The 26,185-nt window shown below is 60.2% G+C and carries 26 protein-coding genes; 8 read left to right on the top strand and 18 right to left on the bottom strand.

Annotated features, from left to right (window positions below; all coding sequences use genetic code 11):
• Position 1 precedes the first annotated feature (1 nt).
• Genes AC2A1F_RS04120 through ccoN form a run of 9 tightly spaced genes read right to left on the bottom strand, consistent with a single transcriptional unit; the run spans position 2 to position 8,008 of the window.
• Positions 2–256, bottom strand: coding sequence for a hypothetical protein (locus AC2A1F_RS04120; RefSeq protein ID WP_484207481.1), 255 nt, complete (start codon positions 254–256; stop codon positions 2–4).
• Entirely contained in the window at positions 253–402 is a 150-nt protein-coding gene (gene ccoS / locus AC2A1F_RS04115) for a cbb3-type cytochrome oxidase assembly protein CcoS (RefSeq protein ID WP_484207480.1), read from the bottom strand. Before ccoS ends, AC2A1F_RS04120 begins: the two co-directional genes overlap by 4 nt.
• Positions 399–2,534: a heavy metal translocating P-type ATPase gene (locus AC2A1F_RS04110; protein WP_484207479.1), complete on the bottom strand. Its 2,136-nt coding sequence runs from the start codon at positions 2,532–2,534 to the stop codon at positions 399–401. Before AC2A1F_RS04110 ends, ccoS begins: the two co-directional genes overlap by 4 nt.
• Positions 2,531–3,001, bottom strand: a complete 471-nt coding sequence (locus AC2A1F_RS04105) for a FixH family protein (protein ID WP_484207478.1) — start codon at positions 2,999–3,001, stop codon at positions 2,531–2,533. The genes AC2A1F_RS04110 and AC2A1F_RS04105 overlap by 4 nt, the downstream gene beginning before the upstream one ends.
• Positions 2,998–4,467: a cytochrome c oxidase accessory protein CcoG gene (gene ccoG, locus AC2A1F_RS04100; protein WP_484207477.1), complete on the bottom strand. Its 1,470-nt coding sequence runs from the start codon at positions 4,465–4,467 to the stop codon at positions 2,998–3,000. The genes AC2A1F_RS04105 and ccoG overlap by 4 nt, the downstream gene beginning before the upstream one ends.
• A 21-nt stretch (positions 4,468–4,488) precedes the next feature.
• Entirely contained in the window at positions 4,489–5,421 is a 933-nt protein-coding gene (gene ccoP, locus AC2A1F_RS04095; RefSeq protein WP_484207476.1) for a cytochrome-c oxidase, cbb3-type subunit III, read from the bottom strand.
• Positions 5,414–5,584, bottom strand: a complete 171-nt coding sequence (locus AC2A1F_RS04090) for a cbb3-type cytochrome c oxidase subunit 3 (protein WP_484207475.1) — start codon at positions 5,582–5,584, stop codon at positions 5,414–5,416. Before AC2A1F_RS04090 ends, ccoP begins: the two co-directional genes overlap by 8 nt.
• Positions 5,581–6,330 (bottom strand): cytochrome-c oxidase, cbb3-type subunit II, encoded by a 750-nt coding sequence (gene ccoO, locus AC2A1F_RS04085; protein WP_484207474.1) that lies wholly within the window; start codon positions 6,328–6,330, stop codon positions 5,581–5,583. Before ccoO ends, AC2A1F_RS04090 begins: the two co-directional genes overlap by 4 nt.
• 28 nt (positions 6,331–6,358) lie before the next feature.
• Entirely contained in the window at positions 6,359–8,008 is a 1,650-nt protein-coding gene (ccoN, locus tag AC2A1F_RS04080; RefSeq protein ID WP_484207473.1) for a cytochrome-c oxidase, cbb3-type subunit I, read from the bottom strand.
• 14 nt (positions 8,009–8,022) lie between these two features.
• Between ccoN and AC2A1F_RS04075 the strand changes: the two genes are divergently transcribed.
• Together AC2A1F_RS04075 and AC2A1F_RS04070 are read left to right on the top strand one after the other, a co-directional pair.
• Positions 8,023–8,202 carry a hypothetical protein gene (locus tag AC2A1F_RS04075; protein ID WP_484207472.1) on the top strand — a complete coding sequence of 60 codons (180 nt, stop codon included), beginning with the start codon at positions 8,023–8,025 and terminating at the stop codon, positions 8,200–8,202.
• A gap of 41 nt (positions 8,203–8,243) precedes the next feature.
• A complete protein-coding gene (locus AC2A1F_RS04070; RefSeq protein WP_484207471.1) occupies positions 8,244–8,933 on the top strand; it encodes an OmpW/AlkL family protein in 690 nt (229 codons plus the stop codon).
• Positions 8,934–9,064: 131 nt separating this feature from the next.
• Here the strand turns inward: AC2A1F_RS04070 and AC2A1F_RS04065 are convergent, their stop codons facing one another.
• From AC2A1F_RS04065 to AC2A1F_RS04045, 5 genes are all read right to left on the bottom strand, one after another.
• Positions 9,065–9,952, bottom strand: coding sequence for a bestrophin family protein (locus AC2A1F_RS04065; RefSeq protein WP_484207470.1), 888 nt, complete (start codon positions 9,950–9,952; stop codon positions 9,065–9,067).
• Positions 9,949–10,281, bottom strand: a complete 333-nt coding sequence (locus AC2A1F_RS04060) for a hypothetical protein (protein WP_484207469.1) — start codon at positions 10,279–10,281, stop codon at positions 9,949–9,951. The genes AC2A1F_RS04065 and AC2A1F_RS04060 overlap by 4 nt, the downstream gene beginning before the upstream one ends.
• A gap of 105 nt (positions 10,282–10,386) precedes the next feature.
• Positions 10,387–11,082, bottom strand: coding sequence for a Crp/Fnr family transcriptional regulator (locus tag AC2A1F_RS04055; RefSeq protein ID WP_484207468.1), 696 nt, complete (start codon positions 11,080–11,082; stop codon positions 10,387–10,389).
• A gap of 251 nt (positions 11,083–11,333) precedes the next feature.
• Positions 11,334–11,822 carry a flavin reductase family protein gene (locus tag AC2A1F_RS04050; RefSeq protein ID WP_484207467.1) on the bottom strand — a complete coding sequence of 163 codons (489 nt, stop codon included), beginning with the start codon at positions 11,820–11,822 and terminating at the stop codon, positions 11,334–11,336.
• A gap of 58 nt (positions 11,823–11,880) precedes the next feature.
• Positions 11,881–12,792: a CmcJ/NvfI family oxidoreductase gene (locus tag AC2A1F_RS04045; protein ID WP_484207466.1), complete on the bottom strand. Its 912-nt coding sequence runs from the start codon at positions 12,790–12,792 to the stop codon at positions 11,881–11,883.
• A gap of 283 nt (positions 12,793–13,075) precedes the next feature.
• Here AC2A1F_RS04045 and AC2A1F_RS04040 point away from each other — a divergent pair, with 283 nt between their 5' ends.
• Positions 13,076–14,875, top strand: a complete 1,800-nt coding sequence (locus AC2A1F_RS04040) for a DEAD/DEAH box helicase (RefSeq protein ID WP_484207465.1) — start codon at positions 13,076–13,078, stop codon at positions 14,873–14,875.
• Positions 14,876–14,942: 67 nt separating this feature from the next.
• Here the strand turns inward: AC2A1F_RS04040 and lepA are convergent, their stop codons facing one another.
• A complete protein-coding gene (lepA, locus tag AC2A1F_RS04035) occupies positions 14,943–16,760 on the bottom strand; it encodes a translation elongation factor 4 (RefSeq protein ID WP_484207464.1) in 1,818 nt (605 codons plus the stop codon).
• A 312-nt stretch (positions 16,761–17,072) separates the two neighbouring features.
• Between lepA and AC2A1F_RS04030 the strand changes: the two genes are divergently transcribed.
• Positions 17,073–18,560, top strand: a complete 1,488-nt coding sequence (locus tag AC2A1F_RS04030) for a porin (protein ID WP_484207463.1) — start codon at positions 17,073–17,075, stop codon at positions 18,558–18,560.
• Positions 18,561–18,575: 15 nt separating this feature from the next.
• On the opposite strand, the gene AC2A1F_RS04025 is transcribed toward AC2A1F_RS04030, so the two are convergent.
• The gene (locus tag AC2A1F_RS04025; protein ID WP_484207462.1) at positions 18,576–19,553 is read right to left on the bottom strand and encodes a hypothetical protein; all 978 of its coding nucleotides are present in this window, start codon (positions 19,551–19,553) and stop codon (positions 18,576–18,578) included.
• A gap of 236 nt (positions 19,554–19,789) precedes the next feature.
• Between AC2A1F_RS04025 and AC2A1F_RS04020 the strand changes: the two genes are divergently transcribed.
• The 3 genes from AC2A1F_RS04020 to AC2A1F_RS04010 all read left to right on the top strand — a co-directional run bounded on the left by AC2A1F_RS04020 (position 19,790) and on the right by AC2A1F_RS04010 (position 23,058).
• A complete protein-coding gene (locus AC2A1F_RS04020; protein ID WP_484207461.1) occupies positions 19,790–20,167 on the top strand; it encodes a glycine zipper 2TM domain-containing protein in 378 nt (125 codons plus the stop codon).
• A 143-nt stretch (positions 20,168–20,310) separates the two neighbouring features.
• On the top strand, positions 20,311–21,585 hold the full coding sequence (locus tag AC2A1F_RS04015; RefSeq protein ID WP_484207460.1) for a class I SAM-dependent methyltransferase: 1,275 nt from the start codon (positions 20,311–20,313) through the stop codon (positions 21,583–21,585).
• A gap of 123 nt (positions 21,586–21,708) precedes the next feature.
• A complete protein-coding gene (locus AC2A1F_RS04010) occupies positions 21,709–23,058 on the top strand; it encodes an aldehyde dehydrogenase family protein (RefSeq protein WP_484207459.1) in 1,350 nt (449 codons plus the stop codon).
• A gap of 22 nt (positions 23,059–23,080) precedes the next feature.
• On the opposite strand, the gene AC2A1F_RS04005 is transcribed toward AC2A1F_RS04010, so the two are convergent.
• Positions 23,081–24,181 (bottom strand): peptidoglycan-binding domain-containing protein, encoded by a 1,101-nt coding sequence (locus tag AC2A1F_RS04005; RefSeq protein ID WP_484207458.1) that lies wholly within the window; start codon positions 24,179–24,181, stop codon positions 23,081–23,083.
• 191 nt (positions 24,182–24,372) lie between these two features.
• Between AC2A1F_RS04005 and AC2A1F_RS04000 the strand changes: the two genes are divergently transcribed.
• Positions 24,373–25,587 (top strand): argininosuccinate synthase, encoded by a 1,215-nt coding sequence (locus AC2A1F_RS04000; RefSeq protein ID WP_484207457.1) that lies wholly within the window; start codon positions 24,373–24,375, stop codon positions 25,585–25,587.
• 123 nt (positions 25,588–25,710) lie between these two features.
• Here AC2A1F_RS04000 and AC2A1F_RS03995 read toward each other — a convergent pair whose 3' ends face one another.
• Positions 25,711–26,133 (bottom strand): CHRD domain-containing protein, encoded by a 423-nt coding sequence (locus AC2A1F_RS03995; RefSeq protein ID WP_484207456.1) that lies wholly within the window; start codon positions 26,131–26,133, stop codon positions 25,711–25,713.
• Positions 26,134–26,185 lie beyond the last annotated feature (52 nt).

The following is a 26,185-nucleotide window of genomic DNA, read 5'->3' as shown; positions in this document are numbered from 1 at the left end:
CCTATTTGCGTTCGGGGCCTTCATCCCCATCATCACAACAGCTATCGGCCAATGCGCGCTTGCGCATTGCGATATGACAAACTTTGCAGCAGGGCAGATTTTTGCTGCCATCATCGTTTTGCGGCACACGCAGCGGCACCATGCCCCCGCTTCCGCCGCACGATGCGACCATGATGATCGAAGCATTGGCGGGGCCGGGCGCGGCCATTTGCAACACCGCCAGCGGGGCGAGCAGGCGCAATGCGCGGCTGTTCATGGCAGGTCCTCCTCATCAATCAGGATGCGCGCTGCTGCGCCATCCAGATCGCCGAACTGCCCACGTTTGAGCGCCCAGAAGAACGAGGCCAGCCCGAACAAACCCATACCCAGCGCGATGGGGAGCATGAAGGCAACACCGTTCATTTGGCTTCTCCGGCAAGGCGCAGCGAATTGGCCACGACGATCAGCGAGCTGGTGGACATGGCAATCGCGGCAATCAGCGGGGTGACATGGCCGAGGATGGCCAGCGGCACCGCCAGCACATTGTACCCTATGGCCAGCACAAAGTTCTGTCGCACCACCTGCATGGTCTTGCGCGCAACGCGGATCGCGCGCGGGATGGCGAGCAGCGAATCTGCGGTGAACACCATGTCCGCCGCCTGCCGCCCGACATCGCTGGCCGAACCCGGTGCGATGGAGGCATGGGCAGCGGCCAGCGCCGGGCCATCGTTCAGCCCATCGCCTGCCATCATCACTTTGCGACCGGCGTGCTGCAACCGCTGGATCGCTTCCTGCTTTTCCAGCGGCGATGCAGCGGCTTGTGCCGTAAGCCCGGTAGTGCGCGCGATGGCAGCCACTGCGGGGACGGAATCACCAGAGAGGATCGAGGCTTCGACGCCGAGCACTGCTAGCCGGGCGAGCGCAGCTTCGGCATCGGGCCGCAGACGATCGGCAAAAGGGATCAGGCGCACGGCATCGCCCTGAATCCGCAAAGCCGTGGCCATGCCCTGGGCCGAAGCTGGACGCCCGAGGGCAACTGCCAGGCCATTCCAGCGCGCGGTCACGCCCTGCCCTGCTTCTTCCTGCACATCTTCAAGCGATGCGGCCCGGATGCCCCTTGCGCCTAGCGCTTGCACGAGGCCGAGCGAGAGCGGATGGCGGCTGTGGCTGGCCAGCGCGAGTGCGACCGAGGCCTGCGCTGCCGACAGCGCGCCAAGCGCCACGTCATCTGGCACCGGGCGGCCCAGTGTGAGCGTGCCAGTCTTATCGATCAGGATGCGGTCGATTTCGGCCATGCGTTCCAGTGCAGAGCCATCTTTTACCAGCACGCCTTTTTTCAGCAGCGCGCCTGCCGCCACGACTTGCGCCACCGGCACGGCAAGGCCCAGCGCGCATGGGCAGGTGATGATCAGAACGGCAATCGCGATAACCAGCGACTGATACCAGCCAGCACCTGCCAGCATCCACCCGGCAAAGGTCAGCGCCGCCAGCGTGTGAACCGCAGGCGCATAGAGCCGCGCGGCGCGGTCTGCGATGCGGACGTATTTGGACCGCGATTGGCCGGCCACTTCCATCAGGCGGGCGATTTCGGACAGCGCGGTATCCTGCCCGCTGGCCGTCACGCGCACGTCGACGGGGGCTTCGATATTGAGCGTTCCGGCGTGGACCAGCGTTCCCGGCCCGGCGGGCACCGGCGCGCTTTCGCCGGTCAGCAGCGACATATCGAACCGGGTTTGCCCGCGCAGCACTTCACCATCGGCGGCAAGGCGCTCTCCGGCGGCGACGCGCATCAGCATGCCCGGTTGCAGCGCCTTGGTTTCCAGCCAGCGGGTGGCGCCATCAGCCGCGACGACCATGGTGCCCGTAGCCACCTGCCGCAGCAGCGCATCGACCCCCGAACGCGCGCGATCACGCATCATCGCATCGAGCACGCGGCCTGCCAGCAGGAACATCAGCAGCATCAGCACGCCATCGAACCATGCCTCGGCCCCGCCAATGATGGTTTCGTAGAACGACAGGGATGTTGCGATGGTCACGCCGATGGAGATCGGGACGTCCATGTTGGTCTTGCCGTGGCGCAGAACTTTCCACGCCGAGGCAAAGAACGGGCGGCCTGCATAGACGATGGCGGGCACGCCTATCAGCGCTGAGATCCAGTGGAACAGCGACCGCGTGCTGCCATCGGCGCCGGACCAGACGCTGACCGACATCAGCATCACGTTCATGCAGGCAAAGGCTGCAACGCCGAGGGGAGCGAGCAAGGGCTTGACCGCCGAGATCGGTTCCGCCGCAATCTCACGCGGTTGAGCGTCAAAGCCGGTGGCGGCCAGAGCAGCGACCAGCGAGGGCGCATCCACGTGCGGGGCGTGCACCACTTCCACCGTGCGGGCGGTAAGGTTGGTCCGCGCGCTGGCAACGCCTTCAACCGCGCTTAGCGCGCGTTCGACCTTGCCCATGCAACCGGCGCAATGCATGCCGGGGACGGCGAGGATGGAGTGGACCGCAGTGTCCGGGATGGCGATGTTCAGGGCGGGGTTCAGGGCGGGCGCGGTCATTGCACGTCACCCATGGTGCGCCAAGTCCGACCGTCAGCCTCGACTTTGACTCTGATCCGCCAGCGACCTGCTTCAAGCGGGGCTGCATAAGTGCCGGGGGCGACCTCATTAAGCGCAAGCGCAGTGGTGGGGCGCTGACCAAGCGGATGTTCGGCCACGGCGGTGACTTTGGCAGCCGCAATCGACCCGCCTGCCCCGTCGGTCAGTGTGATGACAGCGCGGTTCGATCCGTCGCGCGCGATCACCCGTTTCCAGCCCAGGGCCTTTTCGGCCTTTGCTTGTTTGAGCCAGTCATTGAACTCCTGACTGGCGACGTAGGAGTTATCAACCACGACGCCGCCGAAGGTCGCACTGGCAAGGCGCGCCATCAGCATATTGACGCCGACCACCACGGCAAAGAAGCTGACAAGCAGCAGGGCCATCTTGCGCCCGGTGAACGGGCGGTCTTTACGGCGTGGCTGGGTCATTGGCCGTTTCCTTGGGCAGTGGTGAACGTGGTTTCGCTGCGATCGGTCCCGCCTTCCTTGTCTGTCGCCGTCAGAACAAACGCGAATTCGGCAGGCTGTGCACTGCGTGGCAGCACGGCGTAGACGCGCACCGGTTTGGTCGTGTCCGAGGGCACTTCCACGCTCAACTTGCGCCGTGCTCCAGCGGCATCCATCTCGTCGGTGAACATCGCACCGCCTTCGAGGCCATCGAGGGCCACCGTGAACGTACGCGGGCGCGTTTCCATGTTGCGCAGTTTCAGCGTGTAGGCATTGCGGATCTGCCCGCCGGACAGCATCACGTATTCGGGGTTCCGGTCCTTGGCGACCGACAGATCGAGCCGGGTGCGCTGGCCCAGCATGAACAGCAAAGCAAGGCCGATGGCGCTCCACGCGCCGAGGTAAACCAGCGTGCGCGGGCGGAAGATGGTCTTGAGCAGCGGAGTTGATTCTTCCCCGCGCTTTTCCCGTTCGGCATCGTCGAGCGTGCAGTAATCTATCAGCCCGCGCGGACGGCCAACGTCGGCCATTGCCTTGTCACAAGCATCAATGCACAGCGCGCAAGTGATGCAGCCGATCTGCGGCCCTTCGCGGATGTCGATGCCGGTGGGGCACACCGCCACGCATTGCAAACAATCGATGCAATCGCCCAGCGGGGTAGCAGCTTTCAGTGCCGATTTGACCGAACCGCGCGGCTCGCCCCGCCAGTCCTTGTAGGTGACGACGAGGCTCTTTTCATCGAGCATTGCAGTCTGGATGCGCGGCCAGGGACACATGTAGATGCACACCTGTTCGCGCATGAAACCACCGAAAATCAGCGTGGTCATGGTCAGCACAAACGTGGTGGCATAGGCCACGGGCGCGGCGGTGCCGGTCCAGAATTCGCGCTGGAGCGTGGGCGCATCGGCAAAGTAGAAGATCCACGCGCCGCCGGTGAGGAAGCTGATCGTGAGATAAAGCGCCCATTTGAGCGCGCGTTTACCGATCTTCTGCGGGCCCCACGGCGCTTTCTGCAGGCGGGCCTGCGCGTTGCGGTCTCCATCGACCAGCCGGTCCACATGCTGGAACAGATCGGTCCACACCGTCTGCGGACAGGCATAGCCGCACCAGGCGCGACCCACGGCCGAGGTGACGAGGAACAGGCCGATGCCTGCCATGATCAGCAACCCCGCCACAAAATAGAATTCATGCGGCCAGATTTCGATGTCGAACATGAAGAAGCGGCGGTTGCCCAGATCAATCAGCACTGCCTGATCCGGGGCATAAGCGCCGCGATCCCAACGGATCCACGGCGTGCCCCAGTAGATCAGAAGGCACACGGCCATGACCAGCCACTTGAAGCGCCGGAAAGCGCCATCAACGGCTTTCGGAAACACCCCTTTGCGCTTGGCATAGAGGTTGATTTCGTTTGAATGGTCCGCGCTGAGTTTGGGATCGTGCGCAGTCATGACCGTGTGTCCTTGATTGGCTTACTTGGTTGCGGCGGCCGGGGCTGCTGCAACCGCTTCGCGTGTCGGTTCGGGCGTAGGTGCTTCTTCGCCGCCGCCCAGCGAATGGACGTATGTGGCGAGCATCTTGACCGTGACCGGATCGAGCCGGTTGCCCCATGATGGCATCACGCCATAACGGGCGTTGGTGATGGTCTGGGTCAGCGCAGCGCGGCTGCCGCCATAGAGCCAGATCGCATCGTTCAGGCGCGGTGCGCCCACGGTGCGATTGCCCTCGCCTGCAGCACCGTGGCAGACGGCGCAGTTATCGGCATAGAGCTGCGCGCCCTGCTGGGCCGAAGCATTGGCCTTGTCCTCGCCCGCCAGCACACGCACGTGGCTCACCACGCTCTGCACCTGATCGGAGGTCAGAATGCCATCGCGGCCAAAGGCCGGCATCTGGCTCATCAAGGTTGCGTCATTGCCCGGCTGTCGAATGCCGTTGACGAGGGTGTTGTGTATGGTGGCCGCATCGCCGCCCCACAGCCAGTCATCATCGTTGAGGTTCGGGTAACCGACGCTGCCCGCTGCACCATTGCCGTGACACTGGATACAGTTGACCTTGAACGCGGCGCGTCCCCCGTCAATCGCGGCGCGGCGCAGGCGGGGATCGGTTGCGATCTGTTCGATCGAGGCATTGCCAAGCTCGGCCATCAGCCCGGCGGTGCGCGCCGCTTCAGCCTTCATTTCCTTGGCCAGATCACCGCGGCTGGACCAGCCGAACGTGCCAGCGGTGGCCGTGTTGCGCAGCGGTATCGCGGGATAGACCACGCTATAGCCAATCGCGAACACGATGCAGGCATAGAACGACCAGAGCCACCAGCGCGGCAGTGGATTGTTCAACTCCTCGATACCGTCCCATTCGTGACCGACGGTTTCAACGCCGGTCGCATCATCCAAGCGTGGTTTAGACATCGCTTTCGTCCTTGAAGATCGAAGTGGCAGCTTCGCGGTTGAGCGGCTTGGCACCAGGGCGGAATGGCCACGCGCTCAGCCCCACGAAAATCGCCGTCATCAGCAGTAGACCCCAGCTGTCAGCCAGATGCCGCAGCACCTCGTATGTCGAATGATCGCTCACCGGCCCTTCTCCTTGGCCAGAGCTTCCTGCGCGGCAGGCGCGTTCACATCGACCAGCGTGCCCAGCATCTGCAGATAGGCGACCAGCGCATCCATCTCGGTCAACCGAGCAGGGTCCCCGTCAAAGTCGCGGACTTGCGCCTTGGGGTAGCGCTTTTGCAGATCGGTTGCGTCGGCGGTCGGATCGGCCTGCGTTTTCAGGTCGTCGTTGGCCTTGGCGATATCGTCTTGCGAATAGGGAACGCCGATCTGGTAGAGCGTGCGCAGCGTCGCGGTCATGTCGCCCATATTGAGGTCATGCTCGGCGAGGTGCGCATAGCCCGGCATGATCGATTCCGGCACCAGCGCACGCGGGTCTTTCAGATGCTGGACCTGCCATTCATCCGAATAGCGCATCCCTACGCGGGCAAGGTCTGGCCCGGTGCGCTTTGATCCCCACTGGAACGGATGATCGTACATCGATTCCGCGGCGAGGCTGTAGTGGCCATAGCGCTCAACCTCGTCCCGGAAGGGGCGGATCATCTGGCTGTGGCAGTTGTAGCAGCCTTCGCGGATGTAGATGTCACGCCCGGCCTGTTCGAGCGGGGTGTAGGGACGCATCCCCTCCACCTTCTCGATCGTGTTGTCGATCCAGAACAGCGGGGCGATTTCCACGATCCCGCCGATGATCACCGCCACAAAGGCGGCGACGCCCAGCAGGGTGACGTTGCGTTCAAGCTTCTTATGTTTTTCCACGATGGTAGTCATGGCTGTGTTCCTTGCCTTAGCGTCAGGTTCAGGCGGCTACGGGAGCGGCATGAATGACGGGGCGGTCCTTTTCGGGATCAAAGGCGGTGTCTGCCATTGGCGCTTCTTGGCGCAGGTGGCCCAGGATCGTGCGCCACACGTTGATCGTCATGATGACGGCTCCGGTGAGGTACAGAAATCCGCCAAAAGCGCGCAGGAAGTACATCGGCTTCAGCGCAGCGACCGTTTCGACGAAGCTGTTCACCAGGTATCCGTCGGCGCCATATTCGCGCCACATCAGACCTTGCGTGATGCCCGCCACCCACATCGAGGATGCGTAGAAAACGATGCCCACGGTCGCGAGCCAGAAGTGCCAGTTGACCATGCGCAAGCTGTACAGCCGCGAGCGGTTCCACAGGCGCGGCACGAGATAGTAGACGCTTGCGAACGTGATCATGCCGTTCCAGCCGAGCGCGCCTGAATGCACGTGGCCAATCGTCCAGTCGGTATAGTGCGACAGGCTGTTGACCGACTTGATCGACATCATCGGGCCTTCGAACGTGCTCATACCATAGAAGGCCAGCGCCATCACCATCATGCGGATGATCGGGTCGGTGCGGACCTTGTCCCATGCGCCGTTCAGCGTCATCAACCCGTTGATCATGCCGCCCCAGCTGGGCATCCACAGCATGATCGAGAACACCATGCCCAGCGTCTGCGCCCAGTCAGGAAGCGCGGTGTAGTGGAGGTGGTGCGGGCCTGCCCAGATATAGAGGAAGATCAGCGCCCAGAAGTGGATGATCGACAGGCGATACGAGAACACAGGGCGTTCGGCCTGCTTGGGCACAAAGTAGTACATCATCGCCAGGAAGCCGGCGGTGAGGAAGAAGCCCACGGCGTTGTGGCCATACCACCACTGCACCAGCGCGCCCTGCACGCCTGCAAAGATCGGATAGCTGCGGCTGCCGGTGAAGCTGACCGGCCAGTTGAGGTTGTTGACGATGTGCAGCATCGCCACGGTGATGATGAACGACAGGTAGAACCAATTGGCCACGTAGATGTGCGGCTCTTTGCGCTTTACGAGCGTGCCGACAAAAACCGCGAGATAGGCCACCCACACAACGGTCAGCCACAGATCAACGTACCATTCCGGCTCGGCGTATTCTTTCGCCTGCGTAATGCCAAGGACATAGCCGGTGGCTGCCAGCACGATGAACAGCTGGTAGCCCCAGAACACAAAGCGGGCGAGGCCGGGGAAGGCCAGCCTCGCCCGGCAAGTGCGCTGCACGACGTAGAACGACGTGGCGATCAGCGCGTTGCCTCCGAATGCGAAAATGACCGCAGAAGTATGCAGCGGGCGCAAGCGTCCGAACGCGGTCCATTCGAGCCCCAAGTTCAGGACCGGCAGCGCCAGTTGCAGCGCGATAACGAGTCCTGCAAGGAATCCGGCCATGCCCCAGAACACGGTTGCTATCACGCCCCAGCGGATCGGGTCATCATCGTACCGGCCCTGATCGGGCGCCAGAATGGCCTTGGACAGATCGACCCCGCGCAGGGTGACGACCAGCCCGATTATGCAGGCAAGAGCAACGATGAACATGTGAATTGCAAAGCCGGTATCGACAGCAGCAGCATAAGCGACAACGGCAATGAGCAGCGACAAGAGCCAAAGGCTCGAGCGCGATAGTGCAGAAACCATGGAGCCTTCCTTCCATGAGTGATGTTGATGCCGCGCTGCACCTGCATCGAGGAAGGAACATTGACCCCGGTCAATTATCGGAAATCGCCCATTATACTTTGGTCGTAGGTTGGGGTTTGCGCTTTTTGCGCTTCGTCAATGTTCGGCGATTTTCCGCGGTGCATCAGCCTGTTCAAGCCACGGAACGAGCTTGAGCCAACGAGGGGTTGGCCAGCCGTGGTGCAGGACAAGAGCAATGAAGAAGCTGATCTCCGCCGCCCTCCCCGTTCTGGCCACCGCTGCTGCGCTGCTGGCTCCGGGACAGGCCTTTGCTGGTTCGTCAGATGGCAAACTGCAGATCAAGGTGCTGGGCACAGCCGTGCTGCCCGATGGCAATATCGTGGACGTAAAGAACGATCCGCTTAGCCTGACAGTCGGCGCAAATACCAAAGCCAATGACAACTATGTGCCAACTCTGGCCGTGGAGTATTTCTTTACGCCGAACATTTCGGCTGAAACGATCTGCTGCTTCACCACACACGGGGTCAGCGGCACCGGCACGCTGGCGCCTGCCACCGATATCGTTGACCATGTGATGATCCTCCCGGCAACGCTGACGCTGAAATATCATGTGCCGCTCAAAGGCGGGATCAAGCCTTACGTTGGCGCAGGCCCCGCCATGTTCCTGATCTTCGGCGAAAAGCCAGGCAGCAGCGTAACACCGCTTGGCGTGACCAAAGTGCGGATGTCTGACAACGTGGGCTTTGCCGTGCAGGCCGGCATCGACATCCCCGTCAACGACAAGGGCCTGGGCCTGAGTCTCGATGCCAAGAAGTACTTCATGGATACGACCGCGCATTTCTTTGCAGGAAATGCCGAAGTCCTGACCACCAAGCACTCGCTTGATCCGTGGGTGCTGAGCGCGGGGATCAGTTATCGCTTCTGATGGAAGCACCTCTGACGAAATCTCAGGCAATCCGGCCCCCCCCACGCGCGCCGGATGCCGGGGACGGCGGGCAGGACACGACGAGGTTCTGGGATCACCTCGGCGCGTTCCTGCCCGTTACCCGTTGATCACTACCACAGAATGCCCTTGCGATCGGCGACCATGGGTGCAGGTGCTTCGAGTCCGACCGATTCCAGCAGATCGATCTCGATCGTCCGGCACATGGCGCAAAGCGGCAGATCATGGACGGTGTTGGCAAAGGGATCGACCAGATCATCGCCGATCGCGAGCACTGCAAGGAACATCAAACCAGCGATTGTCGATCCCAATGGCGTGGCAAAGCCCAGCGTTTCTACCAACCCAAAAGGCAAGAGAACGCAGAATAGATGCACAAACAGCATCGGAAAAAAGCGGAAGTGATTGGGCAGCGGCGTGTTTTTCAGGCGCTCCATGCCCCCTTGCGCATTGGCAATATCGACCAACACGCTTTCCATCGCGGTCTGCTGAATCGTGTCAATCCAGCCTTCTCGGCGCGCATCGTCAATACACCGACCAGTGCCATCAAGCAGGCCATTGGCGGTATTACTGCGGCTGATCGTGATTTGCGCATCGGCTTTGGCAATATAGCTTAGCGTTGCATCATCGAGTGGCTGCCGCCGCAATTGGCAGCGCAGCGCGTTGACATAGGCAATCTGGCGAAAAACGATGTCACGCTTGAAAGCTGCAGCATCAGGATCGGGCAGAAAATTGCGCGTGGCACGACCCAGATTGCGGCTGGCGTTGATCATCAAACCCCACAAGCCCCGCCCTTCCCACCATCGTTGGTAGGCGGAATTGCTGCGGAACCCGAGAAACAGCGCCACTGCGGTGCCAAACAAGGTCAAAGGCAGTTCGGGCGCACGGAAAGGCAGGATGAAGTAGACGGCCGTGACAATCACGTCCCAGACAAACAGAACAGTCAACGGCAGCCAGACTTCGCGCACCACCGTTTTAAAGGACGGTATCGGCCTTACAATCACGCCCCGTTTCCGAATTCGTGAGCGAACATCTGCTCAAGCGCTTTTGAATCTGTACGCTTCTGGCGCTGGAAATCCTGAAATTTGTCGCCCGAATTCGTGGCAGCCTGAGACATCGCAGCCGAAGCTGTGGATACCGGGCGCAAGACGAACCAGTCAGCATGGCCAATCGCAACAAGGTAGCCCAGCACCATCAAGCCAAAGGCAAACAGGGCCAGGCTGGCCCGAAGCACCATGGTCTTCTCGTGTTCATGATCTGTAATATCGGGCTGCGACACAAAACACCTCCTGATCGCGACGGCGACTTCAGAAGTGGCAATGCTTTGAACCACATCAGTATCCGTCAGGAAATGTTGCTGAACCGGAAACCAAATTTTATCTTATTTTATCAAAACCTAGGCCTCACACCCTGCACGAAGGTACAGGGTCTTGGCCAGTTACCCGGCCAAAGAAATCAAAGCACGACGATCAAGTATCTCTACCTCACGACGCGAGGGTAGCTCTATCACCCGCTCGTTCTTAAGCCTTGTGAACTGGCGGCTGACAGTCTCGATCGTCAAACCGAGAACATCAGCCACTTGTTGCCGCGAGAACGGCAATGAGAACCGTTGCGCCGGGCCTATGGTTGCGGTGCATCCAGTATCTGTGAGCCGATCGGACATTTCGAGCAGGAAGGTTGCGATCTTCTCGGTCGCATTTTTCCGGCCCAGCAGCATCATCCATGACCGGGTGCGGTCCAACTCAGCCAGCGTGCGTTCCAGCAGCTTGTGCTCAAGTTCGGGGTGTTCGCGCGCATATCTATCAAAATCGTTGCGGGAAAACACACAGACCCGTGCGTCTGTCAGCGCAACGACGCTGGCGCTGCTTGTCTGGCCGAACGGGCGGCCTATGAAATCCGATGGATAGGCCACGCCAACAATCTGTTCACGCCCATCTTCGGTGCTGGTAGTTAGCTTGAGCACGCCTTCGATGACATTGGCCACAAGCAGCGAATCGTCATCTTCCCAGATAAGCGATTCCCCCGCCGTCACATTCCGGCGACGTCCAATTGCATTGAGCGTTTCGAGTTCAAGATTGTTCAACCCTGCGCAAATAGCGCGGTTGCGGACGACGCAAGTATCGCAAGAAGCCATGTGTTGAACGCTACCACCCATCGCAGGCCGGGGCAATTCCCCATGACGTGGCGAGAATGCGCAAATACAAGGCAAAAAACAGGGCGGCCTTGCGACCGCCCAAGTTGGGGAGAAATCGACGCGGCGGGCGGGTAGTGGTAGAAACTACCGACCGGCCATGTCGAAAACCTACTTAACCGCCCTTGCCCAACCGAACGTTGACGAAAATCAAAATGCCCGAAAATGGCGCGTCAATTGTAGATTTTCTTCGCTTAGACCTCGGGCAGATCAGTCACATCATGGTATTGGCCACGGAAAAACAGCAACGGCGTGCCATGTTCACTACGATCCATCGCTTCGACCGCACCCACGACAAGCAAGTGATCGCCAATATCTTCGACACGCTCGACCGTACAATCAATCCACGCCAGCGCATCTTCCAGCAGCGGCTGCCCCGAAGGCGTATGGCCGTGTGCCAGTTCGGCAAATTTGTCGTCCGCCCGCGCGGCAAAGCGCTTGCACAACTCCAGTTGCCGTGAACCCAGCACGTTCACGCAAAATCGGCCACCTGCCTGAATCTTCGGCCAGGTGCTGGATCGCTTGTCAGGGAAAAAGCCGACCAGTGGGGGATCCAGCGAGATCGATGTGAACGACCCAACCACCAATCCATGACGGGTACCGTCAGGATCGACCGAAGTGATCACACAGACACCCGTAGGCCAGGTGCCCAGAACGTTGCGAAAATGGCGAGGGTCATTCATGCCCGGCTGCCTGTCGTCAAACGGCGCGCGCGTCAACCGCCCTCATGGTTCAAGTTCGCTATTCGAAGTACGCTATACAGCGCACCTCGATGCTTTCGCGGGTTTGGGCTTCGGGCAGGCTGGTATCGTGGAACGCCGTGTGCGGGCAACGCCAGGTTACGGAATGGTCGCTGTCCTGAAACTTGAAAAGCAGCACATCATCGGCCTGCATGTTCGAGAAATACCACCAGCGGTGGCGGTCCCGATGCCGGAAGATCGTGGCCGCAATCATCTGGTCTTCGCCTTCGACAGGTGCTGTCAGCGCATCGCCGGTGGGAAATTCATCAACCACGAACAGCGTGTTCGATGCCGTCTCCTCGTCTTGCACGGTGCGCCCGTCACACACGGCCAGCGGCCAGTCCTGCGGGCCGGGTGAGAATGTGCGCCAGAGTGAGAAGCAAATGTAGCGGCTGTAGCCCGGACCATCGGGAAAGCGGTCCTGATAGACGCGCGCCGCCGCTCTGCGCCCGGTAATCTCGTTGTAATCGACATGCGCTTCACCGGCAGGTGGCTGGATGCCGCCGGAATGCTGATACCCTTCGACTTTTTGCTTGGCGCGGGCGGAAAGATCGGCCGATGTGCGGATCATCCAGCCTTGCGCCGCTGTGCGCGTGGCTCCGCACAGCCGGGTTACCAGCGCTTCAACCTCTTGCAGATAGCTGGCATCTACCGCAGCCTTTTCATGAAAATCAGCAATGGCAGAGCGGTGTTTGCCCAGCGTGAACCCATGGACATCCAGCGAAAAATGATCGCGGATCGGCATGCCATCGCGCACTTCGCTGGCATAGTCGAAGTAGTCGCCGGTGTTCATCTCGGCGCCTTGCGACACATAGCGCCGCGTCACATATTCGCCCGGCCCGAGGTAGCGGATCAGCGCGGGCGCGCGGCGCGCGGAATCTTCAATAGCATGGGGTTCTGCAAGTTCGGTCATCGGCCTCTCCACGCCCTGTTTTTGGGCTTTTGCCATCATCACATATGTTAGTGTCCCTAATCAAGTGAGCGTTTCGCAAAAGAAATATGCGCCAAAACGGAAAAACCTGTGTAAGGGCCGCGCCACAGGTATCGCCGTGCACTGTGTGGGAACGGGCTTTGGCGATTCAACCGGGGGCGATTCGACCGAAGGCAATTCGGCCTGAATAGTGCCCCGGAACCAAGCCGATAGGCCCAACACTTTGCGAAATGCCGCCCACGCGGCAGGAATGGCGAATTTGACGATGACTTTTTCACACCTCCCCAGCCCGCTTGCGCAGGCTCTCGAAGCGCATGGCTACACCGCGCTGACCCCGGTCCAGACTGCTGTTTCCGAACCCGAAGCAAAGGGGCGCGATCTGGTCGTTTCGGCGCAGACTGGCTCGGGCAAGACCGTGGCCTTCGGCCTTGCCATCGCCAACGAGCTGATCAGCGATGACAGCGCACTGCCCTTTGCTACCGCCCCCCTGGCGCTGGTGATTGCGCCAACGCGCGAACTGGCGCTGCAGGTCAGCCGTGAGCTCGAATGGCTCTACGCCCCCACTAAGGCGCGCATCGCCACTTGCGTTGGCGGCATGGACCCATCGCGCGAACGCCGCATGCTGCAGAACGGCGCGCATATCGTGGTGGGCACGCCCGGCCGCCTGCGTGATCATCACGAACGTGGCGCGCTTGACCTTTCAGCGCTGGCCTGTGTTGTGCTCGATGAAGCCGACGAAATGCTCGACATGGGCTTTCGTGAAGACCTTGAAGAACTGCTGGATGCAACGCCGGCCAACCGTCGCACCTTGCTGTTTTCGGCCACGATGCCAAAGCCGATCGAGGCGCTGGCCAAGCGTTATCAGCAAAATGCACTGCGCATTTCGACCGTGGGCGAAAATCGCGGGCATGGCGACATCGCCTATCGCGCGATTGCCGTCGCTCCTGCCGAAATCGAAGCTGCCGTGGTGAACCTGCTGCGCTTCCATGAAGCTGAAACCGCCATGCTGTTCTGCGCCACGCGCGACAACGTGCGCCGCCTGCATGCCACGCTGATCGAGCGCGGGTTCACTGCCGTTGCGCTTTCGGGCGAGCATAGCCAGTCTGAGCGTAACAACGCCTTGCAGGCCCTTCGCGACCGCCGTGCCCGCGTTTGCGTGGCGACCGACGTTGCCGCGCGCGGCATCGACCTGCCTTCGCTCAGCCTTGTGGTCCACGTGGAAATTCCGCGCGATGCCGAAACGTTGCAGCATCGGTCAGGCCGTACCGGGCGTGCGGGCAAGAAGGGCACGGCTGTGATCATCGTGCCATTCCCGCGCCGCCGCCGCGTGGAAATGATGCTGCGTGGGGCGAAGATCAACGCCGAATGGGGCGAAGTGCCGACTCCCGAAGCCATACGCGCGCAGGACCGCGAACGCCTGCTCGAAACCATCCTCGCGCCGGTGGAAACCGACGAAGCCGATCTGGAAATCGCGCGCATTCTGCTTGAACAGCGCAGCGCCGAAGATCTTGCCGCAGCATTGGTCCGCGCGCATCGCGCCGCCCTGCCCCAGCCGGAAGAGCTGCTTTCAGGTAGCGGCGATGATGGCCGCAAGCAGGCCGCGCACCGCCCTGGCTTTGACGATGTGGTATGGTTCCGCATGGATGTGGGCCGCCGCCAGAACGCCGATCCGCGCTGGATCCTGCCCACGCTGTGTCGCCGCGGCCACGTCTCGCGTCAAGAAATCGGTGCCATCCGCATCACGCCGAACGACACCTGGTTCCAGGTGCCGCGCGCCATTGCCGACCGCTTCGCCGATGCGGTACGCCGCACCGCCGATCCCAAGGGTGAGGACGAAAACGGCATCCACATCGAAGCCGCACCCGAAGGTCCGCGCGAAGTGGCCCGCGACAATCGCCGAGAGGCACCCCGTCATGACGGACCACGCCAAAACGGCCCCCGTCACGATGGGCCTCGCAGCCAAGGGCCGGGTAGCGACGAGCGCCGCCCTCCAAACCGCCCTCACCCGGCCGGTGCGCGCCCGCAAGGCAAACCGCATCGCAAGGGCCCACAAGGCGCCCGCTGAAACGAAAAAACCCGCCGGAAAGCAATCCGGCGGGTTTTTCATGATTGGGTGTGCATCGCGCGGTTGCTTATTCCTCGCCCATCCGCAGTGCCGCAATGAAGGCTTCCTGTGGGATCGAGACGTTGCCGTACTCACGCATCCGCGCCTTGCCCTTCTTCTGTTTGTCGAGCAGTTTCTTCTTGCGGCTGATGTCGCCGCCATAACATTTCGCGGTCACATCCTTGCGCATTGCAGCGATGGTTTCGCGTGCGATCACTTTGCCGCCGATGGCAGCTTGCACCGGGATCTTGAACAGGTGGCGCGGGATCAGGTCCTTCAGTCGCTCGCACATGTGACGGCCGCGTGTTTCGGCCACACCGCGATGGACGATCATCGAAAGCGCATCGACCGGTTCATTGTTGACCATGATGCTCATCTTCACAAGGTCACCCTCACGCAGCCCGATTTGTTCGTAATCGAATGAGGCATAACCACGGCTGATGGACTTCAACCGATCATAAAAATCGAACACCACTTCGTTGAGCGGGAGTTCGTAGGTCACTTGCGCGCGTCCGCCCACATAAGTCAGCCCGGTCTGAATACCGCGCCGGTCCTGACACAGCTTGAGGATCGAGCCGAGATACTCGTCAGGCGTGTAGATCGTGCCCTTGATCCACGGCTCATCAATCTGCGCAATGCGGCTGGGATCGGGATAGTCCGCCGGGTTGTGCAGCATGATCTCGCGCGCATCATCGGTGCGGCTTTTGTTCAGCTGGATGCGGTAGACCACCGACGGCGCGGTCGTGATCAGGTCAAGGTCATATTCGCGAGTCAGCCGCTCCTGAATGATCTCCAAATGCAGCAGGCCAAGAAACCCGCAGCGGAAGCCGAAGCCCAGCGCCGCGCTCGATTCCATTTCAAAGCTGAAGCTGGCATCGTTCAGGCGCAACCGGCTGATGCTTTCGCGCAGCTTTTCAAACTCGGCCGCATCGACCGGGAAGATGCCGCAAAACACCACCGGCTGCACTTCCTTGAAGCCCGGCAGCGCCTTGGTTGCGCCATTCTTCACCGTAGTGATCGTGTCACCGACGCGGGCCTGGGCCACTTCCTTGATCTGCGCGGTGATGAAGCCGATTTCGCCCGGCCCCAGTTCGTCCAGCGTCTCAATTTTGGGGCGCATACAGCCCACGCGATCAATCAGATGCTCGGTCCCGCCGGCCATGAACTTTACCTGCAGACCCTTGCGGATCACACCGTTGATCACGCGCACAAGGATCACCACGCCAAGGTATTGGTCGTACCATGAATCGACCAGCATCGCGGTCAACGGGGCGTTACGATCCCCGCCGGGAGGCGGGATGCGCTCCACCACCGCATCAAGCACTTCCTCGATGCCGATGCCCGATTTGGCACTGGTCATCACCGCGTTGCTCGCGTCGATGCCGATGATGTCCTCGATTTCGGCGCGCACCTTTTCCGGCTCGGCAGCGGGCAGATCGATCTTGTTGATGACCGGCACGATCTCGTGATCATGCTCGATCGACTGATATACGTTGGCCAGCGTCTGCGCTTCCACGCCTTGCGCTGCATCAACCACCAGCAGCGCGCCTTCACACGCGGCAAGGCTGCGGCTTACTTCATAGGCAAAGTCCACGTGCCCGGGCGTGTCCATCAGGTTCAACTGATAAGTGCGCCCGTCCTTGGCGGTATAGTCCAGCCGCACGGTTTGCGCTTTGATGGTGATACCGCGCTCTTTTTCGATGTCCATGTTGTCGAGCACCTGCTCGGACATTTCACGCGCCGACAGGCCCCCCGTGTGCTGAATCAGGCGGTCGGCCAGCGTGGATTTGCCATGGTCGATATGTGCAATGATCGAAAAGTTGCGGATCAGCGAAAGGTCAGTCATGTCGGTCTTTGTTAAGGAGCGGTGCGATGTGCACCGAAGCGCCGTTAGCAGGTGATCACGCGCGAGTCACGCCAGCCGCTGGTGCAGGATCATCGGCACCGATCCAATGCGAATTTTTCAGAAAAACGTCATTTTTCTGACAAGAGACACGGTTTTGTAACTTTAGGTTTCTGGATATTTTACAACAGCATGTTGGGAGCCGAGCTATGAAACGACCGAGAATAACGTCAATTGAATGTCATATATCCGTCACTTTAGCACTCTAGCGGCAGCGCCAGTGCATACAGACGCAGCTTGAGGAATTTCGGAAAAATGAACGGCGGATCACGCAGCAGGGCCTTCCGGGCAGCTCTGGCAGCAACCGTTTTCGTAGGCGCAGCAAGCGCCGCGCAAGCCCAATCCGCGCCGCAGGATGCCGACGCAAAAATCGCCGATCTTCAGCGCCAAGTCGATGAACTCAAAGCCATCGTACGCGCAATGCAGCAAGTCCAGCAGAGCGCAACGGTTGCAGCGGCGGTCCCTGCAACTGGCTTGGCACAGGCCTCAGCCGCCTCCCCACCAGCAGCATCATCAACCGCACCTACCATAACGGCACAAACCGCTCAGTTGGCTGCCGCACCCGCAGCACTCGCTTCTACGCCGGAACCCAAGAAGAAGGCCTGGCACGAAAAGCTGATGATCCGCGGCTACACGCAGATGCGCATGAACGAAATCGTCAGCGGGCCAAAGTCTGCGCCCGCAGGGATTTCGCGCCTCCGCTCAGTGCAGGACAGCGGCATCAACGAAAACGGCAACTTCTCGCTCCGCCGTGCCCGCTTGGTCGTGCAAGGCGACATTTCCGACCGCGTTTCCCTGTATATGCAGGGCGATATGGCTGCGGCAGTCAGCAACCAGTCAGGCACCGAACCGCGCCAGCACTTCTTCCAGATGCGCGATGCCTATGCCGACGTCTTCCTCGACAAGGCCAAGACACTCAAAGTGCGCTTTGGTCAGTCGAAGGTGCCCTATGGCTGGGAAAACCTTCAAAGCTCGTCGAACCGCGTGCCTTTGGATCGAACCGATGCGATCAATGCGCCAGTACCCGGTGAGCGCGATCTGGGCGTCGTGCTTTATTACACGCCCCCCAAGATTCAGAAGATCTGGGATGAACTTGCCAAGGACGGTCAGAAGCTGTTCGGCAATTACGGAGCTTTCGCCCTTGCTGCCTATAACGGCCAAGGCATCAATCGCATCGAACGCAACGGCGGCTTGATGACCGTAGCCATGGCCACGATGCCCTTCCAGCTCGATGGAATCGGCCTGGATGGACAAGTGGCCGAATTCGGGGTCACCGCCATGCGCAATCAGTTCCGCCCCGAACTGCGGTCAGGCGGCGTATCTGCCGTCTCGTTTGACGACAACCATGTGAACTTGCACGGCATGATCTACCCCGCGCCCTTCGGCATTCAGGCCGAATGGACGTTCGGCAAAGCTCCGCAATGGGATCCGGCGCTGGGCGCAGTCCGCTCTCAGCGTGCCACGGGTGGCTATGTCATGGCCATGTATCGCGTGCCCGAAACCCCTGTGGGACAGATCATCCCCTTCGCCCGTTGGCAGAAGTATCGCGGCGGGTGGAAATCGGCGACCAATGCGCCTCGGCTTGAAACTGATGAATATGAAGCCGGCGTCGAATGGCTCCCCATGAAGGAGCTGGAAATCTCGGTCAGCTATTCCAACGTGAAGCGCAACGAAGCTGACGAGCGGCGGACCGGCCGCGCTGAAGGCGACGTGGTCCGCGCGCAAGTGCAGTGGAACTATTGAACGGAACCGCTCCCCTTAGCGGGCCGAAAACGCCGAGGACAAACGAAACACGCCTTGTGCCGCCGCGCCGTTCACGTACCGGACGCGGTACAGCGTTGTGCCTGTGAAAGTGCCGGTGAGCCGGACCGTCATTTGCTGCGCCCCACCGGCCGCAACAACGCCTGTTGCGATGACCTGATATGTCGAACCATTGTCGAGCGATTGTTCGATTAGGAGCGTTCCTGCGACATCGGCAAAGGCGGTGGCCGCAAAAAAGCTGAACTGGGCACCAGAGTTTGCCCTGCCCGAACCGGTAAACGCTCCTGCCGCTGCAAGTGCCGTTGTACTATCGGTAAAGCCGTTGTTGGTGTTCACTGTTCCCGTCACATTGACGTTGCCGATTGAGGAACTGCCGCCCGCCAGCGAAGTGCCAACGACGTTCAACGGACGGCGCTTCAAAACCAGCACCATGGCCACCGTGCCGCTGCCATAGACAGAAACACGGGCGCGCACTTGGCCAGCGCTTGATGCGAAGGCGAATATGCCAACGTTAGTAGAGTTTGTGGTCGGCGTCGTGGTCGAACCGTTCACCGGAATGACCGGCAAGACCAGCCAGTTGACCCCATCATTCGACTGTTCATAAACGACCGTGCAGCCTGATCCTTGCGTGACAACCTGAAACGATCCTCCACCAAAACCTGCCAGCGAACTCGTCACGACAACAGCAGCCGAAGTGGTGGTCCCGTTCACGATCAGGCCATCGGCCACATCGTCGACAAACACGTTGCCGATGTGCGCTGACCCTTCAGGCAAAGCCGAAGGCGCCACCGGCAGTGGCGCAGTGCCAGAGACTGGCTGAGGCGAACCATCAGGCTGGGCAAAGGCAAGCGCGGAGCCTGAAACGGGCAGCGGCTTGTCCAGCGTTACGACTTCGGCCGACCCATCAGGCTTGGCGTATGCCAGCGCGCTGACCGACGCAAACCGGGCGGGAAAGGTGACTTCAGGATTGGGCATCGATGTCTCCATTTGGATTGTGGAACAATCGACCGAGACAGATAACCATAACGGTTAGTGTAGGAAAACGGATTCTTTCTGTCCGGGTCCATCAACCCAACGCGATATCCTACCGCTTGGCCGTGAAACCGGCATTCCAACGATGCGTTCATCCAGCGTTGTGGATCAGACCGCGACCTTTGCTGCTCTGACACCAAATTCATGATCAGACACAAAAATTCCACATGGAGCATCCAATGAAAAAAGCCATCATCGCAGCCGTGCTGACAGCCATGGCGATTCCTGCGGCGCCTGCCCTTGCTGATCCTCCGCATTGGTCAAACGCCAAGGGGAAGCACCATGCCAAACATGACCGCGCTTATGACAGCCGTGGACGCTACGTGCAGCCGCGGCGGATCAGCCAGAACGATCAGGTGTGGCGGGGCCGCGACGGGCGTTATTACTGCAAGCGCAACAACGGCACGACAGGTCTTGTCATCGGCGGCGTCGGTGGCGCACTGATTGGCCGCACGATCGATACTCGTGGCGACCGCACACTCGGCACGCTGCTGGGCGCCGCCGGTGGCGCACTGCTCGGTCGCGAAATCGAACGCAGTGGTGGCCGCTGCCGCTGAGCAGGAGAAAGCCAATTGCACGACCGGGGCCGCAAAGCCCCGGTCGTGATAAACGCCTCCGAAATGGCCCCCTTGCGCACGAAGGATCACGAAAGCCGACATTTATCTCTTGCGACATGCGGCTGTTGGCATAGTCTGAACACATGTGGTTGCTTGATAAAATGCTCGCCCGGCTGATCCGCAAAGGTCGGCTCGACATCATCGATTTTGATGGCAAGGAATACACTTATGGTGAACCTTCCGCCGCTCCGCTGACCATCCGCTTTACCGACAAGGGGGCCGCGATGCACATCGCCCGCGATCCGCGGGTCGGTGCCGGAGAGGTCTATATGGATGGCCGGATGGTGATCGAACCACCTCACGACGTCCGCGATTTCGTGTTGTTCGTCATGGGCAATGCCAACAGCGCTGGCGGGATTGACAGCAAGGGCCCCCTGCGCAAGGCGGCTGGCAAACTCCTGTCTCGCCTCGATCAAGTCAACCAGCGCGCGCAAGCGTCAAAAAACGTCGTTCACCATTACGATCTGTCTCGCCAGTTCTACGAACAGTTTCTGGATGAGGACCGCCAATATACAATGGCCTACTTCCGCGATCCGGCCAACACGCTGGAACGTGCTCAGATTGACAAAAAGGCTTTGATTGCCTCGAAACTGCGGCTCGATCCAGGTCAGGGCGCTGGCATGCGGGTGCTGGATATCGGCTGCGGCTGGGGCGGGCTCGGTCTCTATCTTAACCGCCATTTCGGTTGCGAAGTGCTGGGCGTTTCGCTCGCCCCCGATCAGGTGAAATTTGCGAACGAACGCGCTGAGGAGGCTGGAGTGGCCGACAAGGTGAAGTTCGAGTTGATCGACTACCGTGACGTGCAAGGACAGTTTGACCGGATCACCAGTGTAGGGATGATCGAACATGTCGGCGCACCCAATTTTGGCGAATACTTTGCCAAGACCAATGACCTTCTCGATCCTGATGGCATTATGCTGACCCACACCATCGGGCGCAAAGGCCCGCCGGGCGGCACGGACAAGTGGACGCGCAAATACATCTTCCCCGGCGGCTATATTCCGGCGATGAGCGAGCTTGTGGCGGCGCTGGAAAAGACCGGCTGGGAAATCGGCGATATCGAAGTGCTGCGCTATCATTACGCCTATACGCTGGCCGAATGGTATCGCCGCACCACGATGCACCGCGAAGAAATAGTGGCGCTCTATGACGAACGCCTCTTCCGCATGTGGCAGTTCTATCTGGCCGGTGCAGAACAGAGCTTCCGCCATGGTGGCATGGTCAATTTCCATATCCAGAGCGTGAAGAGGCGCAGCGCCTTGCCGATGACCCGCGATTACATGCAGCAAGAGTGGGCCAGACTTTCAGCTCTCGATGATGCGCCGGAATGGCATCTGGCGCGGCAAGCGGCGGAATAGGGCGAGGAAGACACATTCCACGCTGCGCAAAGGCACCGGGAAACCAATGGCAGAGCGTTGCCATCCTGCGGTATAGTTGTTAGTTGTGCTAACAAATATACCGTCAAGCAGGATGCCTCACCGATGACCGACACCGTCCCGACCGCTAAAGACCTCTCGGCTGAAATCGCCCGCGTCTTTGCCTTGCAACAGGCGCATATGTGGGAAGCCAAGGCATCGTCAGCAGCCGTCCGTAAGGCCAAGCTGGCCAAGCTGAAAGCCGCTGTAGAAGCACACGCCGACGATATCATCGCCGCCGTGCTCGAAGACACGCGCAAACCGGTGGGTGAAATCCGCGTGACCGAGGTGCTGAATGTTATAGGCAACGTGCAACGCAATATCGACAATCTGGATGATTGGATGAAGCCGGTCGAAGTCGCCACTTCGATGAACCCGGCAGACCGCGCGCAGATTCTCTATGAAGCCCGCGGCGTGTGCCTGATCCTCGGCCCTTGGAACTTCCCGCTGGGCCTGGCGCTCGGCCCGGTCGCTGCGGCTGTGGCTGCGGGCAATACCTGCATCGTGAAACTGACAGACCTTTGCCCCGCCACGGCCAAGGTCGCTGCCACGATCATCAAGGAGGCGTTCGATGAAAAGGACGTCGCCCTGTTCGAAGGCGATGTCTCTGTGGCAACGGCGCTGCTCGATCTGCCCTTCCACCACATCTTTTTCACCGGCAGCCCGCGCGTAGGCAAGATCGTGATGGCAGCGGCAGCAAAGCATCTGACCAGCGTTGCGCTCGAATTGGGCGGGAAATCTCCGGTGATCGTGGACGACAGCGCCGACATTGATCTGGTCGCCGCCCAACTGGCCAATGCCAAACAGTTCAACGGTGGCCAAGCCTGCATCAGCCCGGACTATGTGTTCGTGAAGGAAGACCAGAAGGCCGCACTGGTCGAAGGGTTCCGCGCCAACGTTCAGAAGAACCTCTATGACGATTCCGGTCAGTTGAAGAAGGACGGCATCGCCCAGATCGTCAATCAGGCCAATTTCAACCGCGTCAAGGCCATGTTCGATGATGCCGTGGCCAAAGGCGCAACCGTGGCTGCAGGCGGCACGTTCGAGGCGGATGACCTGACCGTCCACCCCACCATGCTCACCGATGTCACGCCGCAGATGACCATCATGCAGGACGAAATCTTCGCCCCCGTCATCCCGGTCATGACTTACGAAACGCTCGATCAGGCCATCGGCTACATTGAAGCGCGCGACAAGCCGCTGGCGCTCTATGTCTACAGCAAGGATGATGCGAACATCGAACAGGTGCTGGCGCGTACGTCCTCAGGCGGCGTGACGGTAAACGGCGTGTTCTCGCACTATCTCGAAAACAACCTGCCCTTCGGCGGCGTGAACACCAGCGGCATGGGCAGCTATCACGGCGTGTTCGGCTTCAAATGCTTCAGCCATGAACGCGCCGTCTATCGGCACATGTGACCGCACCAGAAGACGAGCCCTCTCAGAGTCTGTCCAGGATGTTGCGGCGATACCAATCACCGAACTTTTCCGCTTCCCACTCGGCCATGCTCTCACCAATATCGACCCAGAATTTCATCGGGCTGGCGCGCATACGGTCGATCAGCTTGGTGAAGTCGCTCGTGTTGATCTTGCCGGTGTAAAGTGCCGTGAGGTAGGCTTTAGTGAAAGTGACATAAGTGTCGACCGCCACGGTCCCTGCGCCGATTGGATCGATCGCCAACAGATATCGGAACGCTACGCCAAAATTCGGATTACTGGCGATGCTTGGATTGAGCGCGACGATCAAGCCTTGGATCGCATTCAGGAAGCCTGCAACAGGGACCGCAGCGGCCATTGCAGTCGAATAGATTTCACCAAATCCAGCGCCATAATTCCCGGCACGAAAATGCTTAAGGGCAACGATTGCAGTAACAATGACCTGGATGACCAGCGCAATCTCAGCGAGAGATTTCAGTGCATTCACAAGTCTTGTTGCATCCTTGAATGATGCCATGACTCGCAAAGCATCATCAATCGGAATTTTAGGATCGGTGAGTATCTTGAGTATCTCTGCTGGTGAGAATACTCTCAGGGCCGTATTAATCCCTAAAAACGCCTCAACCAGATATTGCAGGGCACCTTGCCCATTGAGCATTATCTTGATTGTGTCGATGCGATTATCTTTGGCAAAGACCAGAAACTGCTGCGCCCGCGTGGTATCAGGACGCCTTTTGAGTTCATCCATCAACTGTTGATAGCGCTGCTGCTGCATCGGGTTCAGGCCAGTGAGGCCACCCGCTCCCGCCGACGGCGCACCCTGCCCCGCCCAAAGGTTTTCAGACTGGGCGTTATTGAGTGCAGCCAGCGTCCGCCCATTGGGATCGACACGGGAGTCAGGCGTGCGCAGGCCAAGAACCTTGGTTTGGAAATCCGCGATAAGGGTCTTGGTCTTTGGACCGACCAAACCATCAACGATCAGTTTGGCAAGCGGCGGACGCGACAGGTCGTTGAGACGTTGTTGTACCAGCTTTACGTCAGCAGCAACATTGCGCCCATTGGCACCAACGCTGCCGGTGATTCGGATGGTCGAAGTGATCGGCATCTGCTCTGTCCCCTGTCGATATTCCGCCCGGGAACCGGCAACCGCCCTTCCCTCACCCACTACGTAGCGTAGGCTGGCGGGCCTGCGCTGTGACGGTCGCCACATTGTGCGCGGAAGCTGCACCAAAGGTTGCGGTGCGGCACCCCGCCTGTTAGGCGCGCGACGCGCATTTCACAGGAGTTGCTCCGCTCATGTCCGATATCAAGAAGGTCGTTCTGGCCTATTCCGGTGGCCTCGACACCTCCGTCATCCTCAAGTGGCTGCAGGTAACCTATGGCTGCGAAGTGGTGACCTTCACCGCTGACCTCGGCCAGGGTGAAGAACTGGAGCCTGCGCGCGCCAAGGCAAAGCTGATGGGCGTGCCGGACGAGCACATCTATATCGACGATCTGCGTGAGGAATTCGTGCGCGATTTCGTCTTCCCGATGATGCGCGCCAACGCCCGCTATGAAGGCGATTATCTGCTCGGCACATCCATCGCCCGCCCGCTCATTTCCAAGCGCCTGATCGAGATCGCCCGCGAAACCGGAGCCGACGCTGTGGCCCACGGAGCCACTGGCAAGGGCAACGATCAGGTGCGGTTCGAACTTTCATGCTATGCGCTGGAGCCGGGCATCAAGGTCATTGCCCCATGGCGCGAATGGGATCTGACCAGCCGCACCGCTCTGATCGCATGGGCCGAAAAGCACCAGATTCCGGTGCCGAAGGACAAGCGCGGCGAAAGCCCGTTCTCTACCGATGCCAACCTGCTGCACACCTCGTCCGAAGGCAAAGTGCTTGAAAATCCGTGGGATGAAACGCCGGATTACGTCTACTCACGCACCGTTAACCCTGAAGACGCGCCTGACCAGCCGGAATACATCACTGTTGATTTCGAAAAGGGCGATGGCGTTGCGCTCAATGGTCAGGCGATGTCGCCTGCTACACTCCTCGCTGCGCTGAACGATCTTGGCCGCAAGCACGGCATCGGGCGGCTGGATCTGGTCGAGAACCGCTTTGTCGGCATGAAAAGCCGCGGCATGTATGAAACGCCGGGCGGCGAAATCTATGCCCGCGCCCACCGCGGAATTGAAAGCATCACGCTCGATCGCGGCGCAGCGCACCTCAAGGATGAGCTGATGCCGAAGTATGCCGAACTGATCTACAACGGCTTCTGGTTCGCCCCTGAACGCGAAATGCTGCAAGCCGCCATCGATCATTCGCAAGCGCGGGTAAACGGCACCGTCCGGCTAAAGCTCTACAAGGGTAGCGCTTCAGTGGTGGGCCGCAAGTCGCCCGACAGTCTCTACTCGGAACGCCACGTCACGTTCGAAGACGATGCCGGTGCCTATGACCAGAAGGACGCGGCGGGCTTCATCAAGCTCAATGCCCTCCGGTTGCGCCTCTTGGCGCAGAGAGGCCGTTAAACGCTTGCGCCTTTTGGGACGGTTGCAACCAGCGACCGCGAAGGGGACATAGAATTGGGGGCTAGCAGCGATGCTGGCCCCCAATTCGCTTTCTGATCGCTTTTCGCTCGGTCTGGCTACCGCCTATCGTGCTTCAAGCTGCCCCCGCACCGCGCCTTTCGGAAAGTCGGCGGTGTGGACGTTGACGTAATAATCTTTCGGCGCGGCAAGGATCTTCTTCACCAGATCCGGCTCCATCGCGATGCAGCTATCGCTGTCCTTCCCAGTCACTTCCAGCGTGGCAACTGGCTTACCGTCCGAACCGGCTGCGCCTTCGTGGACATGCGCCATGGTCGGCGCTGCGGTCTGTTCAGCCCACAGCGTGAAGCAGAAATCGCCGCTTTCATCGTCGAGTTCAGCCTTGAAGCCGCCCGTACCATCAGGATCGCCGCCCGCGGTTTCCGCCGCACCGTTAAGCGTCGCGCCAAGCGCTGCAGACTTTGCGTTCACACCAGGAGCTGACAGCATCATCGATAGAGCTGCTACGACAATCATTGCCTTCTTCATGCGCACTGTCTCCTGTGGAGGCAGGAATCGACCTCTGTCCCCCTCACGCCTG

This window comes from Novosphingobium sp. HNCC26BN242, from assembly GCF_057180525.1.
Note: the sequence above shows the minus strand (reverse complement) of the source record. Positions and strands in the feature narration are given on the sequence as shown.

Bases quoted from the DNA above. Each gene is read 5' to 3' on its own strand.
- AC2A1F_RS03995 (WP_484207456.1), bottom strand. From the start codon at position 26,133: ATGAAGAAGGCAATGATTGTCGTAGCAGCTCTATCGATGATGCTGTCA.
- ccoO (WP_484207474.1), bottom strand. From the start codon at position 6,330: ATGACTACCATCGTGGAAAAACATAAGAAGCTTGAACGCAACGTCACC.
- ccoN (WP_484207473.1), bottom strand. From the start codon at position 8,008: ATGGTTTCTGCACTATCGCGCTCGAGCCTTTGGCTCTTGTCGCTGCTC.
- AC2A1F_RS04110 (WP_484207479.1), bottom strand. From the start codon at position 2,534: ATGACCGCGCCCGCCCTGAACCCCGCCCTGAACATCGCCATCCCGGAC.
- AC2A1F_RS04040 (WP_484207465.1), top strand. From the start codon at position 13,076: ATGACTTTTTCACACCTCCCCAGCCCGCTTGCGCAGGCTCTCGAAGCG.
- AC2A1F_RS04000 (WP_484207457.1), top strand. From the start codon at position 24,373: ATGTCCGATATCAAGAAGGTCGTTCTGGCCTATTCCGGTGGCCTCGAC.
- AC2A1F_RS04075 (WP_484207472.1), top strand. From the start codon at position 8,023: ATGAGTGATGTTGATGCCGCGCTGCACCTGCATCGAGGAAGGAACATT.
- AC2A1F_RS04045 (WP_484207466.1), bottom strand. From the start codon at position 12,792: ATGACCGAACTTGCAGAACCCCATGCTATTGAAGATTCCGCGCGCCGC.
- AC2A1F_RS04025 (WP_484207462.1), bottom strand. From the start codon at position 19,553: ATGCCCAATCCTGAAGTCACCTTTCCCGCCCGGTTTGCGTCGGTCAGC.
- AC2A1F_RS04105 (WP_484207478.1), bottom strand. From the start codon at position 3,001: ATGACCCAGCCACGCCGTAAAGACCGCCCGTTCACCGGGCGCAAGATG.
- AC2A1F_RS04030 (WP_484207463.1), top strand. From the start codon at position 17,073: ATGAACGGCGGATCACGCAGCAGGGCCTTCCGGGCAGCTCTGGCAGCA.
- AC2A1F_RS04070 (WP_484207471.1), top strand. From the start codon at position 8,244: ATGAAGAAGCTGATCTCCGCCGCCCTCCCCGTTCTGGCCACCGCTGCT.
- AC2A1F_RS04015 (WP_484207460.1), top strand. From the start codon at position 20,311: ATGTGGTTGCTTGATAAAATGCTCGCCCGGCTGATCCGCAAAGGTCGG.
- AC2A1F_RS04010 (WP_484207459.1), top strand. From the start codon at position 21,709: ATGACCGACACCGTCCCGACCGCTAAAGACCTCTCGGCTGAAATCGCC.
- ccoG (WP_484207477.1), bottom strand. From the start codon at position 4,467: ATGACTGCGCACGATCCCAAACTCAGCGCGGACCATTCAAACGAAATC.
- lepA (WP_484207464.1), bottom strand. From the start codon at position 16,760: ATGACTGACCTTTCGCTGATCCGCAACTTTTCGATCATTGCACATATC.
- ccoP (WP_484207476.1), bottom strand. From the start codon at position 5,421: ATGTCTAAACCACGCTTGGATGATGCGACCGGCGTTGAAACCGTCGGT.
- AC2A1F_RS04120 (WP_484207481.1), bottom strand. From the start codon at position 256: ATGAACAGCCGCGCATTGCGCCTGCTCGCCCCGCTGGCGGTGTTGCAA.
- AC2A1F_RS04020 (WP_484207461.1), top strand. From the start codon at position 19,790: ATGAAAAAAGCCATCATCGCAGCCGTGCTGACAGCCATGGCGATTCCT.
- AC2A1F_RS04050 (WP_484207467.1), bottom strand. From the start codon at position 11,822: ATGAATGACCCTCGCCATTTTCGCAACGTTCTGGGCACCTGGCCTACG.
- AC2A1F_RS04055 (WP_484207468.1), bottom strand. From the start codon at position 11,082: ATGGCTTCTTGCGATACTTGCGTCGTCCGCAACCGCGCTATTTGCGCA.
- AC2A1F_RS04005 (WP_484207458.1), bottom strand. From the start codon at position 24,181: ATGCCGATCACTTCGACCATCCGAATCACCGGCAGCGTTGGTGCCAAT.
- ccoS (WP_484207480.1), bottom strand. From the start codon at position 402: ATGAACGGTGTTGCCTTCATGCTCCCCATCGCGCTGGGTATGGGTTTG.